This window comes from Microbacterium hominis NBRC 15708, assembly GCF_001592125.1.
In the GTDB taxonomy this organism is placed as follows: Bacteria; Actinomycetota; Actinomycetes; order Actinomycetales; family Microbacteriaceae; genus Microbacterium; species Microbacterium hominis.
The window spans coordinates 153,741-165,995 of sequence record NZ_BCWI01000002.1 but is presented as its reverse complement, the minus strand read 5'-3'; the positions used below and the strand labels follow the sequence as shown (position 1 = coordinate 165,995).

At 71.9% G+C, this 12,255-nt stretch carries 10 protein-coding genes; 1 reads left to right on the top strand and 9 read right to left on the bottom strand.

The window, feature by feature from the left end:
* Positions 1 to 24: 24 nt before the first annotated feature.
* From MHO01S_RS04320 to MHO01S_RS04290, 7 genes are all read right to left on the bottom strand, one after another.
* Positions 25 to 1,170, bottom strand: coding sequence for a response regulator transcription factor (locus tag MHO01S_RS04320; protein ID WP_082808025.1), 1,146 nt, complete (start codon positions 1,168 to 1,170; stop codon positions 25 to 27).
* 88 nt (positions 1,171 to 1,258) lie between these two features.
* Entirely contained in the window at positions 1,259 to 2,272 is a 1,014-nt protein-coding gene (locus MHO01S_RS04315; RefSeq protein ID WP_061781878.1) for a glycoside hydrolase family 6 protein, read from the bottom strand.
* A gap of 27 nt (positions 2,273 to 2,299) precedes the next feature.
* Positions 2,300 to 2,872: a cell wall protein gene (locus tag MHO01S_RS04310; protein WP_157553730.1), complete on the bottom strand. Its 573-nt coding sequence runs from the start codon at positions 2,870 to 2,872 to the stop codon at positions 2,300 to 2,302.
* 68 nt (positions 2,873 to 2,940) lie between these two features.
* Positions 2,941 to 4,731 (bottom strand): DUF4012 domain-containing protein, encoded by a 1,791-nt coding sequence (locus MHO01S_RS04305; RefSeq protein WP_061781877.1) that lies wholly within the window; start codon positions 4,729 to 4,731, stop codon positions 2,941 to 2,943.
* Between the two features lie 24 nt (positions 4,732 to 4,755).
* Entirely contained in the window at positions 4,756 to 5,868 is a 1,113-nt protein-coding gene (locus MHO01S_RS04300; protein WP_060960279.1) for a hypothetical protein, read from the bottom strand.
* Complete coding sequence (locus MHO01S_RS04295) at positions 5,865 to 7,517, bottom strand: sensor histidine kinase (protein ID WP_060960280.1); 1,653 nt, start codon at positions 7,515 to 7,517, stop codon at positions 5,865 to 5,867. Before MHO01S_RS04295 ends, MHO01S_RS04300 begins: the two co-directional genes overlap by 4 nt.
* A 19-nt stretch (positions 7,518 to 7,536) precedes the next feature.
* Positions 7,537 to 9,153, bottom strand: a complete 1,617-nt coding sequence (locus MHO01S_RS04290; RefSeq protein ID WP_060960281.1) for a sensor histidine kinase — start codon at positions 9,151 to 9,153, stop codon at positions 7,537 to 7,539.
* A gap of 174 nt (positions 9,154 to 9,327) precedes the next feature.
* On the opposite strand from MHO01S_RS04290, the gene MHO01S_RS04285 reads away from it, so the two are divergent.
* A complete protein-coding gene (locus MHO01S_RS04285; protein ID WP_060960282.1) occupies positions 9,328 to 9,693 on the top strand; it encodes a response regulator transcription factor in 366 nt (121 codons plus the stop codon).
* A 21-nt stretch (positions 9,694 to 9,714) separates the two neighbouring features.
* Here the strand turns inward: MHO01S_RS04285 and MHO01S_RS04280 are convergent, their stop codons facing one another.
* The gene (locus tag MHO01S_RS04280; RefSeq protein WP_061781876.1) at positions 9,715 to 10,683 is read right to left on the bottom strand and encodes a hypothetical protein; all 969 of its coding nucleotides are present in this window, start codon (positions 10,681 to 10,683) and stop codon (positions 9,715 to 9,717) included.
* Positions 10,684 to 10,686: 3 nt separating this feature from the next.
* Positions 10,687 to 12,204, bottom strand: coding sequence for a tyrosine-protein kinase domain-containing protein (locus MHO01S_RS04275; RefSeq protein WP_060960284.1), 1,518 nt, complete (start codon positions 12,202 to 12,204; stop codon positions 10,687 to 10,689).
* Positions 12,205 to 12,255: the final 51 nt, after the last annotated feature.

Here is a 12,255-nt window from a genome sequence, read left to right as displayed (position 1 = left end):
CGACCGGCGCCGCGCCGGGCCGGATCAGGCGGCGTGCTCCGAGGTGAGCCGGTAGCCGACGCCGCGGACGGTCTCGATGTAACGCGGGTTCGCCGGGTTGTCGCCGAGCTTGCGGCGGAGGTTCGTCATGTGGGCTTCGATGGCGCGCTTGTCGGCTTCGCCGACGAAGTAGCTCGTCACGTACGACTCGCCGCGCAGCACGAGAGTCAGATCGGCCTTGCTGCGCACTCGACGCTTGGACTCCATCAGCGTCGCCAGCAGGTCGAACTCCGTCCGCGTCAGGACGAGCTCCTGACCGTTGATCGCCGCGACGCGCTGTTCCGGGTTGACGGCGAGATCGCGGTGCGCGACCCAGCCGGGTCCCGTGAACGCGACGACCGCGCCGGGGCCGCCCGGCGCGGCCAGCTCGGTGCCGGGCACCTGCGGCCCCACGGTGGAGGGGACGACGATCGGCTGCGCCGGCGCGGGCGGTGCCGCCGGCGCGGATGCCGCGGGCTGGCCCGCCGCCGCGGGAGCCCCCGTGTGGCGGACCTCGTCGAAGCTGTAGGGCGGGTCGGCGACCGGCTCGACGGTGGGCCATGGCCCCGGCTGGGCGTCGGGAGCGCCGGTCGGCGACGCGACCCCGGGCCATCCCGCGGGCGCCGCTTGGCCGGGATAGCCGTAGCCCGCGGCGGGAGCCGACGGCATCCCGTAGTCGGGCACGCGCTGACCGGGACGCGCGCCGGGGAAGGAGGGGCCCGCGACCTCCTGGCGCGGCGCCGCCTGCTGCGGGGCGTTCGTCATCGTCGCACGCGGTCGGCGCAGCAGGGAGTCGATGCGGGCGCGCAGCTCGCGCGGGCGGAAGGGCTTGACGATGTAGTCGTCGGCCCCCGACCCGAGCCCCACGACGACGTCGGCTTCCTCTTCCAAGCCCGTGATCATGATGATGAAGGTGTCGCTCTGCGCCCGGATGCGTCGCGCCGCCTCGAATCCGTCGATGCCGGGCATGTTGACGTCCAGCGTCGTGACGAGCGGCTGGTAGGAGAGCACGGCGCGCACGCCGTCGATGCCGTTGCCGACCGAGACGGTCGAGAAGCCCGCCGCTTCCAGCACCTCGACGATGAGGTGGCGGATGTCGGGATCATCTTCGATGATCACGGCGGTCTTCATCGGCAACGAGGGATCGGTCATGGGCCCGAGGTTCTCCATTAGGGGGGTGTGGAGCAGGGTGGTGAGCCACAGTCTAGCCACGGCGGAGCGCCGCGGGACCGCGGCCCGCTCAGCGGACGTCGCGCGTGAGCTCCTCCGCTGCCTGCGGCCACCACCGCCCGGCGTCCGGGCCGCCGTTGCAGGTGCCGTCGCTCTCGCCCGGGGGCTTGATCCACAGGTTGGTGTCGACGACGTCGTCGCCGAAGGTGCCGCCGGGGTCGCCGACCCGCTGCCCGGAAGGGTTGCACCAGGTGGCCCCCGCGGTCGCGAGGCCGTTGCGGGAGGTGTCGATCACCGCATGCGTGCCGCCGAGCCGTGCGGACAGGGCGTGGGCGTAGGCGAACTCGTCGTAGGTCGACTGATAGTTCGACACGTTGGTCGCGACGCCGCGCACCCGGTCGATGATGCCCATCTGGCCGATGAGATCGGCCATCTCGTCGGCGCTGTGCCAGGCGCTGTGGCCGCCGTCGATATAGATCCAGGTGCCGGTCGAGCTCAGTGCGTCGACGGCGTCGGAGAGATACTTCGCCCGCGTCGGGATGTCGCCGCACTCACTGGTCAGAGCGATGCTGTCGGGCTCGAGCACCACGATCTTCTGTTCGTCGGGCGCCGTCTTCAGCGCCTTGCCGATCTCGCGCACCCAGCGCGGGTAATCGTCGGGCGACAGGCCGCCGGCGGAGTGGTTGCCGCAGTCACGGTCGGGCAGCCCGTAGACGACCATCGCGGTCGCACGGCCCTGGTCGCGGCCCTGCGCGATGAGGCTGAGCACCGTGCCGCCGACCGTGCCGATCGGATCCTGCTCGGGCGTGAGCCAGTAGGCCGTCGGTTGGGCGGCGAGATACTGCGTGGCGGCGGTGGCGTCGGCCGCCATGTCGATGTGGTCCAGCGCGACGCGCGCCTTCGACTGCTCGGGCGCGATGACGGTCGTGCCGACGGCGGGCGGCTGTGCGAGCACGGCGTGCACCCCCTGGGTGATGAAGACCCCGACGACGGCGATCGCGCCGAGCACGAGGACGGCTCCCGCTGAGATCGCGGTGATGACGATCGCGCGGCGGGAGATGCGCCTGCGGGGGGAGGAGGACACTCCTGAACTGTAGCGGGTGCTGGTCCGTCAGCGATCGTCGCGGTCGCGTCGCCGCCGCGCGGCGAGGGCGATCAGCACGGTGGCGCCCGCGAGGACGAGCGCGCCGCCGCCCACCCAGACGCCGACCAGCTGGCCGCTGTCGCCGCCGGTGCTCGGCAGCCCGTCCGCCCCCGTGATGGAGGTGCTCGCCGTGCCGCCCGCGGAACTGCGGGAGATCGCCGCGATGTTGTAGACCCCGCTCGCGTTCTGAGGGAGGGTGATGCCCACGGCGGGCAGGGCGCCGGTGGCGTCGGAGGTGCGCGTGACGCTGCCCGTGCTGATCGCGAAGCGCACGATGCCGAACGCGACGTCGCGACCGTTCTCGCCGGTGACGGTGATCGTCACGGGCTCGTTCGCGGCGAAGGTGCCGGACGCGCAGACGAACGACAGCGTGCCGCCCGCGGGCACGCTCGCCGGGGAGCTCGTGCAGGAGTCGACCGGCGGGTAGATCGTCGACGCCTGGGCGGCGACCGGGGACAGCGCCAGCGCGGCGCCCAGCAGGCTCGCCCCCGCGACGCGTGCGACGCGGAGCCGGTCGGTGGAGCGGTGCGAGCGGGTCATGGAGCTTCTCCCTGCGATCTGCGGTGCGGCCTCGGTGGAGCTCGGCGGTTGTCGCGGTTGCAGGGAGTCTAACCGACCCCGCACGTCGCCACGACGACGGGGCTGCGACGGGCATCCGCCGTCGGGGTCACGAGCGCCTGGGCATCGGCGACGGGCGTCGTCGCGCGGACGATGACGGTCAGCCCTGTCGATGCTCCGGGATCGAGATCGATGTCGAACGTCAGAACGCGCCGCCCCTCGTGCATGCCGCCGGCGAACCCGGCACCGTTGGTCGCTTCGGCGGAGACCAGCTCGAACCCCTCGGGCAGGTAGAGGTTGCCGACGACCTCCGTCGTTCCCGCGGGCGTGCCGAAGTTGCCGCCGCCCGTGACGTAAGACGGAAGCGACTCGGCGGCATCCGCCGGTGCGCGACTGGTGAGCGTCAGTTGGAGCGTGAGCTGCCTCGACGCCACCGTTCCGGCGGGGAGGCAGGAAGCCCAGGCGAGCGAGACGTCCGGCTCGGTGTAGTAGCTCATCTTGGAGCCGGTGCCGTCGTTCAGGTAGACGCCGAAACGCGCGGTGCGGGCGTCGGTGACGGGAAGCTGACCCGCGACGACGGTGCCGTCGATGAGCTTCTGCTCGTCGGCATCGGCGCTCCAGGCGAGGAGGCGGTGTTCCTCACCCGCGCGCGTGAGGGCTTCGATGAGCCCGGATGCCGAGCCGCGCCCGTCCGCGAGAGCCTGGAAGACCGCTCCGGCGGCGCCGGCGAAGAAGGCGTCTTGTTCAGCCGGGTTCGTGTAGCGCAGGTACACCTCGTTCAGGAGCAGAGGGACCGCGTTCTCGGCGGTCAGGGTGTCGCCGGTGGGCAGCGAGACGGGGCCGGTGGTCTTCAACAGGTACGACAGCACGACCGGGTCGACCGCGAGCACGCCGTCGACGTCGCTGCCGCTCTTCAGCCGGTACATCGCGCGCGCGATCGGGCCGTCCACCGAGAAGTCGGGGATCTGGGTGAGGTTCTGGAAGTAGCGGGCGGGCTTGGTGTCGAAGATGCCGACCACCTCCTCCGAGAGCGGAGCGACCGGCTCGTCGTAGCCGCGGGGGAAGTCGCGCGAGGAAAGCGTGCCCGACAGGGACAGTGCGCCGCCTTCGGTGTGCACCACGATGGCCGCGCCGGCGATCCCGCCCAGTGAGCGCCACTCGGCGTTGTTCTGCACGAGCACGAGATAGTTGCGGGGACCGTTCTGGCCGAGCATGTCGGGCAGCAGCTGCGCGGTGCGCGACACGGTGTCCACGGCGGTCGCGACCCGCGTGAACAGGTCGTCGGCGCGGTCGACGGCCGTGCCGACCACGCCGACCAGGGGCGTGCGATCGATCTCCTGAACCGCCTCCGCCGCCGAGGTCGCTTTCGTCGCGGCATCCTGCGCCGGTGCGGCGATACCGGTGAGCACGCTCGTGTCGATGCGCCCGCCGACAGGGCGCAGCGCGTCGACCGATATGCCCTGCGCGGCGGTGGCGAGCGGCAGGAGGCTCTCGCGGAGCAGCTCGTCGGAGGCGGCCGCGACCGTGCCGAACGCCGCGAGTTGCGGGCCGATCCACGGTGTGTGCGCGGCGAGGGCCCAGATCGGGTCGGACGTGAGCTCGTGCGCGGCCGCCGCATCCGTCGCAAGCCGCGCGAGGGTCGGGGCGGCCGCCGCCGGGTCGTCCGCGAGGGCCGCCGTGCTGTCGTCGGCTCCGGTCTGGATGCGGGTGAGGTGCTGGTAGGCCATCGCGCCGCGCACACCGATCCACACGGCGGCGAAGAGGCCGAGCACCAGGGCGCCGGCCAGAATCCAGGCGAAGGCGCGGCCCGCGGTGCGCGCCGGACGGGGGAGTGGGCTCACGCCACTGATCCTAAGGGGGACGGCCTAGGCGACGATGCTCGCGCGCTCCCAGCGGTCGCCGCCGGACAGCTGGGCCTCGTCGGCCGCGGCCGCGGCGGCGGCGATGAGGTCGTCGAGGTCGTAGCCGATGAGCGAGACGCTCGCCCATCCGATGCTGGCCGACAGTCGCACATCGATGGACTGGTCGCTCGACACCGTCGACACACGCTCCAGCAGCGAACGCAGCATCGGCCGCACCGCGGCCTCGTGCCGCGGCAGGAGCACGAGCATGCGGTTCGGCTCGACGCGGTCGAGGTCGGCTTCGGCGGGGAAGACGGCCGACACGTCCGCGGCGAAGCGGTCGAGCACGCGGGTGTAGGCGAGCGCGCTGGAGGCTTCGCGCAGTGCGAGGGGATCGTCGAGGCGCACGTCGAGCAGCGACCACCACGCGTCGTCGAAGCGCTCGGCGCGGACGAGGCGATCGACGGCGACGGCGCGGAACCCGGTGGGCGCGTCCTCGTCGGCGACGGGCGCCTCCGTGCGTACGAGCAGGAGCAGCGACACCAGGGCGGTGACCAGCGTGACCACCGCGACGGCGGGGGCATACTGCTGCGCCATGAGGAGCGTGCCGATGCTGTCCTCCGCATGACGGACGAGGCCCGATACGAACCAGATGAGGGCGAAGACGCTGATGAGCCCCGCGGCGATGGTGAGCGGGATGGTCGCGGCGCGCTGTGCGGAGCGCACCGCGAACAGCTCGATGGCGATGGCGGCCGACACGGCGGCGACGAGCACGAGCCCGACGGCGAGGACGAGCGGCTGCGCCTCGGTGTCGGCGCTCACCGCGAGCGCGACCGCCACCAGCGCCGACACGAGCAGCGTCGGCACGAGCAGCACGTGGCGTCGTCCGATGCGCACCCGGATGCCGACCCAGACCAGGCCGAGCGCCGCGACGTTGAGGGCCTCCGCGAGGGCGCGCGGCCAGGCACCGCCGAGGGTCTCGGACGCCGCATCGAAATAGGTCGCGACCATCGCGGCGACGAAGGCGCTCGACCAGATCGCGGACTCACGGGAGGGATGCGGCAGGAAGCCCAGGCCGATCATGATGGCCGTGCAGACCGTCGACAGGGTGATGAGCAGCGGTTCGATCTCGGTCACGCCTGGTCCCCGCTCTCGTCGTCTCGTCCGTGCGTCAGAGGGAGGCGGACCGTGACGGTCGTTCCCGATCCCAGCGCGCTGTCCAGGGCGATGGTGCCACCGTTCTCCTCCACGATCGTGCGCGCGATCGACATCCCGAGGCCGGTGCCGGCGATGCCGCTCGCGGTGGCGCTGCGGGCGCGGAAGTACGGTACGAACACACTATCCAGATCGGACGGCGCGATGCCGATGCCGGAGTCCGCGACGCGCAGCACGGCTTCGTCCCCCTCTCGGGTCGTCCACACACGGACCGTCCCGGCGCGCGGTGTGTACTTGATGGCGTTGCTGATGACGTTGTCGACCACCTGACGCATCCGGAAGCCGTCCCCCGCGACCGGGAGCGGCTCGTCGCCGTCGCGGGTGAGATCGATGTCGGCCGAGGCCGCGGCCGGCGCGAAGGCGTCGACCGTGGCGATCGAGAGCCCGCGCAGATCGAATCCGTCGGCGTGATCGGTCGTGCGGTGCGTGTCGAGCAAGGATGCCGTGAGCGTGATCATCCGCTCGGCCGCGCCCTCGATGAGCGCGGCGTGCTCTCGCTGCGCGGGCGTGAGCTCGTCGCTGTCGAGCAGCAGGTCGGCGTGCCCGAGGATCACCGTCAGGGGGTTGCGCAGCTCGTGGGAGACGGCGCTGGTCGCCGCGCGCTGCTGTCGACGCTCGAACTCGTGCGCGGTCACGTCGTCGAGCTGGATGATCGAGACCTCCGCGTCGGGCGCCGACTCCTGCATCACGGTGCGACCCCGGATCGACAGCGACAGCGCGCGCCAGTTGCCGCTCGCGTCGTAGAGCCACAGCAGCTCGTTCTCGGTGCGCTCGCCGCGTCCGGCGCGCGCGATGGAGGTCGATTCGCGCGGCAGCGCCGTGCCGCGATAGCCGTCGTACTCGACGGCGCGCGGGGGATGCCGGTAGTCGTCGTTGTCGTAGGCGTAGAGGTGCCGGTACGCGGCGTTCGCGAGATCGAGCTGACCGCGGTCGTCGACACGGGCGAGCGCGGTGCTGATCGTGTCGAACAGTCCGTTGGCGCGGTCCTCATGGACGGTCATCCGCGCGACCGAGCGGTCGAGCTGCCGGGACTGGCGGCGGATGAGGAGGCGGAACGCCCGTGTTCGTCGCGCGCCCTGGTTCATCGCGACGCCGAGGAAGCCCAGCGCGAGCAGGACGATGACGATCTCGAGCGGCGAGGCGGCGGCGCTGCCCGGAACGGCCCAGCGGCACAGCTGGAGGGCCAGCACGACCACCAGCGCGGCGGTGACGGCCGCCATCGAGTAGTAGGTCGCGACCCACGCGATGGGGATGACCCAGAGGTAGCCGAGCGCTTCGTCGGACATCGCGAGCAACCCGATGGCGGCGGCGTCGAACAGGGGCAGCGCGACGACGGCGTCGCGGTGGCGCGCCCAGGGGATCACGATCGCGGCGATCGTGGCGCCCGCGATGGCGGTGAGGCCGGCGAGGAAGGCGATGTCGCCGAAGAGGTGCGGATCGAGCAGCGCGATGCCCACGGCGACCGCGACCGTGCTGAAGGCGACCACGAGCTGCCACTGCCACACGGACCTGACGACGGTGCCGATCAGCTGGCTGTCGGCCCATCGACTCTCGACGCGGGGGGTGGTCATCGGTTCCTCACACGGCAGTCTATTGAGCGTCCTCCGCGCTCTCATCCAGGTCGTCCGCGCCACCGACGCGAGGAAGGAGCAGCGTGGCCTTCGTGCCGTGACCGGGAAGGGACACGAGCATGACCTCGCCCCCGTTGCGCCGCGCGAGCATACGCGCGATCGGCAGTCCCAGTCCCGTGCCGGGCATGGCGCGCACCTCGGACTGCTCTCCGCGGTAGAAGGGATCGAAGACCTGGCCCAGCGCGTCGGGACCGATGCCGGGACCGGTGTCGCTGACGGTGATCATGACGTCGCCGGCGACGTCGGTCGCCTCGATGTGGACGCGACCGCCGTCCGGCGTGAACTTCACGGCGTTGGAGACCAGGTTGCCGAGGGCGCGGATGGCGTCGTCGCGATCGGCGATGACGCCGAGATCGCCGATCGCCCCCACCGTGACGGCGAGATCTCGCGCGGAGGCGACCTCGACGTGCCGGCTCACGACGGTGGTCACCAGATCGGTGGCGGCGATGTCGGTGGGCCGTGGACGCTCGGCCTGCGTGCGGCTGAAGGAGAGGAGGTCGTCGAGCATGCCGGCGAGGCGTCCGGTGTTGCGGTGGATCGCGTCCACCCACGGCCTCGCCTCACTCGGCAGATCGATCTCGCCGAGGAGCTCGGTGTAGCCCGCGATGATCGTGACGGGCGTGCGCAGCTCGTGGCTGGTGGTGGAGAGGAAGTCTTGACGCTGGCGTTCCAGGTCGTAGCGCACCTGCAGCGTCGCGGCGGTCGCCCGCGCCGCTTCGGCGGCCGTCTCGGCGGCATCCACGGCCGTGCGCGCGTTGACGAGGGACTCGTTGCGCTCGGTGGTGGTCGACACCGCGAAGATCGCGATCGCCGAGAGGAAGATCGTCACCGTGATCGACAGCTCGGTCGTGTCGATGGTCGAGGTGGCGAACACACCGACGCTCACCCTGCTGTACACGACCGTGACGACCGCGATGGCGAGCGCCTGCAGGTGTGCGAGCAGCGGCGGGAAACGCAGTGTCGCCCACGCGAGCGGAACGAAGACGAGGAACGCGAGGGGAAGCCGTGTCAGGGGGCCGAGTCCCGCCGCGAGCACGACGACCATGAGGATGAACTGGCCGACCAGCTCGCTGGCGGCCGGCGGCGACTGGGGTTGCGGATCGAAGAGCGCGAGCGGCACGATCAGCAGCACGGCGGAGAAGTGCGACGCGCCCGTCGCGAGCGCGGCGGGCAGCGCGTCGGCGCTTCCGAGCACCGCGTTGATCAGCGCGATCGTGAGCGCGAACACCAACGCCGCCACGGCCGCCCAGGCGACGAAGCGCACGGCGTCGTTCGTGGTGCGCAGACGTGCGTCCTCCCGGCCGCGCAGGAGCAGCCAGGCCAGCAGTGCCACCTCGACCGCGTTCGCCGCGCCGTACAGGGCGCTGACTCCCACCGGCCGACCGGCGAAGAGGTTACCGAGAGTGGTGACCACGAGCACGATCGCGACCGCCGACGGCCGGTGCGCCGCCCGGGCACGCAGCACCAGCACGGCCGAGACCCCCGCAGCGGGCCACCACAATGCCACGACCATCCCCGGGAGTGCGAAGGCGACGGCCAGGAAGGAGAGGCCGAAGATGAGCGCGCTGCCGCCCACCCAGAACGCGACCGCGCGCCATTGCTGCGCGCGGCGCTGCGGGGGCGACGACGGAGAGCCGCGGGTCGGTGTGCGACGGAGTATTCCACCCCGGGGGCTCTCATACGAGTACGCTAATGGCAATCGGGGTGGAAACTAGGTACACGAGGGGCAGACTCGGTGGAGGCCACACCCATGGCGCATGTGCTCGTGGTCGACGATGACGCCGACGTCGCCGAACTCGTGCGCACCGTGCTGACGATCGCCGGCCATTCGGTCGATGTCGCGGGCGACGGCCAGCGCGGCCTCGCGGCGGCATCCGCGCAGCGTCCCGACCTGATCGTGCTCGACTGGATGATGCCGGGGATGACGGGCATCGAGGTGTGCCGCACGCTGCGCCAGGACCACGCCTTCGACGAGACGCGCATCATCATGCTGACGGCGAAGTCGGCGCAGAGCGACATCGACGCGGCCCGCGGGGCCGGCGCCGACGACTACGTCGTGAAGCCGTTCGCGCCGCGCGAGCTGCGCCGCCGCGTCGCCGACCTTCTCGCGTCCTGAGCCCGGCTCGGCCGGGAGCCTTCAGTTCGCGACGGCGATGATGCGCGTTCCGGCCCAGAGGGCGAGGCTGGTGCCCGAGCCCGTCGCCGTCGCGTCGAGGGCGACCGGGCCGGCCGCCTCCGCCGCGTCCATCTCGACACAGCCGAGGTCGATCGCCGACGAGCCGGTGGGATGGCCGGTGACGCGGATGCCGGCGGTGGTCGTGGTCGTGGTCGTGGTGGCGGTGGTGGTGCAGGCGGCATCCGTCTGGGCGACGTAGACGCCGCCGGAGGTCACGGCGACGGCGCGCGCGCCGCCCGAGAGGGCGGTCCAGGCCTGGCCGTCGAGCCGATAGGCGGTGCCGTCGCACACGAGCGCGGCCACCCCGCCCGTCGAACGCAGACCCCAGGGGGTGGCGCACGGCGCGGCGATCTTCGCGCCGTCGACGACGACCGCGCGCTCGCCGGGGAGGGCGTAGGTGTCGACGGCGAAGATGTCGGGGTAGGGCTCCCAGAACTGACCATCGGTGTAGGTGCGCAGGGTGGTCTTGGCGCACGCGGCGCCCAGATCGGCGACGGCCGTCGCGTTGCGGCCGCCGAAGGAGGTGAGGCTCTGCAGCTGCGCGATGCCTTTCGCGGTGGGCGTGACGTTCTGCCAGGTGGTGCCCTCGTCGCCGGAGCGCTCGATCAGTGGTGCCGCTCCTCCGCACGCGCCGGCGGTGCCGCGCCACATGGCCTCCGCGCCGACGGACAGGAACCGCTCGTCGGGGCCCGGGGCCGTGTCGGCGGGTGCCGTCGGGGTGGGGGTGGGGACGGCGGAGGCCGTCGGTGTCCGCTGGACGTAGGTGAAGGTCGGCGCCGGGCCGGCGGTCGTCTCGGCGTCGGCGGGACCGCGCCCCTGACGGAGCGCGGCGATGCTCAGGGCGGCGACCGCGACAGCGAGCACGGTGAGCCCGATCGCGATGACGGTGACACCGCCCCGCGTCGCGGTGAAGCGGCGCTGGCGGGGCACGTGTCAGCTCTCCCTGTCGGCCTCGCGCGCCTCGCGGCGGGAGTCGAACCCGAGCTCGTCCAGCGTCGGCGCTGCGGGGACGGTGGCCAGCGGCGTCGACCGTCCGCGGCGCTTCTCCGCCTTGCGGCCGGCCTTGTCGCTCTTCGCAGGGGCCTCGCGGTACCCGTACCCGTAGCCGTATCCGTACCCGTAGGCGGAGTAATAGGAGTCGGGACCGCGTGTGGGCACCATCGACATGACGAACCCGGCGAGCTTGGCGCCCACCGTGTTGAGCGCTTCGGTCGCCCCGGTGAGCTGGTGACGGGTGGTCTTGCCGGCGGAGACGATCAGCAGCGCGCCGCTCGTGGCGCGCGCGAGGATCGCGGCATCCGTCACGGGGAGCAGGGGCGGCGCGTCGCACAGGACGACGTCGAAGTCCTGCTCGAGCATGTCGAGGAGCATGCTCATCTGGTGCGAGCCGAGCAGCTCGCTCGGGTTCGGCGGCACTTTGCCGGCGGGGAGCACAAAGAGGCTGCGGCCACCCCACGGGAGCATGACCTCGCTGACCTTGGCGCGTCCGATGAGAACGTCGGTGAGGCCCGCTCCGCCCTCCAGGCCGAGGTATTCGGCGACCTTGGGCTTGCGGAGGTCGGTGTCGAGCAGGGCGACGCGCTTTCCGGCGTCGGCCAGGGCGATGGCGAGGTTGATCGTCGTGGTCGACTTGCCCTCGCTCGGGATGGAGCTGGTGATCACGAAACTCGACCGGCCGCCCATGTCGAGGAACTGCAGGTTCGTGCGCAGTGCCCGGAACGACTCGGCTCGCGGGCTGAGGGGGTCGGCGTGCACGATGAGCGGGCGTTCCTTCGCCTTCGCGTCGTACGCGATCGCGCCGATGCCGGGGGCGCCGGTGATCTGCTCGGCGTCGCGCGGCGTGCGCACGCGGTTGTCGAGCGTCGTGCGCAGGACGGCGACACCGATGCCGAGCGCGAGCCCGATGAGCGTTCCGAGCGCGAGGTTCAGCGGGACGTTGGGGCTCGACGGCTTCAGCGCCGGCTGCGCGTCGCTGACGCGGCTCAGGCGGACGGGGCTCCCGCCCGCCGCGGTCTCGGGCTCGAGCTGCGGCACCGCCGACGCGAGGCTGGCCGCGATCGCGTTCGCCAGCTTCGCCGACTGGACCGCGTCGGGGTCCGACACGCTGATGGTGATCAGGGTCGAGTTCAGCGTGGCCGACGCCTTCACGCGCCCCGCCAGCGACTCCGCCGTCACGGCGAGACCGAGGTCGGCGATCACCGGGTTGAGGACCACGGGCGTGCTCACGAGACCGACGTACGTGTTGATGCGGGCCTGAGTGAAGTTGGAGCCCTGCTGAAGCTCCGCAGCCGTGCCCGCCGTCTGGGTCGAGACGAAGACCGTGCTCGACGATTCATAGATCGGCGTGCGCGTGAGCGAGTACCCCGCGGCCGCCCCGAGCCCGAGGAGGGTCAGGACAACGATCACGAGCCAGTTCTTGCGGAGGATGCGGATGTAGTCGCTGAGCTCCATGGTGCCTCTCGAAGACGCGCTGCCGGCCAAGAGGGGGGTGGAGGCCGGACG

Bases quoted from the DNA above. Each gene is read 5' to 3' on its own strand.
- MHO01S_RS04320 (WP_082808025.1), bottom strand. From the start codon at position 1,170: ATGACCGATCCCTCGTTGCCGATGAAGACCGCCGTGATCATCGAAGAT.
- MHO01S_RS04310 (WP_157553730.1), bottom strand. From the start codon at position 2,872: ATGACCCGCTCGCACCGCTCCACCGACCGGCTCCGCGTCGCACGCGTC.
- MHO01S_RS04295 (WP_060960280.1), bottom strand. From the start codon at position 7,517: ATGACCACCCCCCGCGTCGAGAGTCGATGGGCCGACAGCCAGCTGATC.
- MHO01S_RS04285 (WP_060960282.1), top strand. From the start codon at position 9,328: ATGGCGCATGTGCTCGTGGTCGACGATGACGCCGACGTCGCCGAACTC.
- MHO01S_RS04275 (WP_060960284.1), bottom strand. From the start codon at position 12,204: ATGGAGCTCAGCGACTACATCCGCATCCTCCGCAAGAACTGGCTCGTG.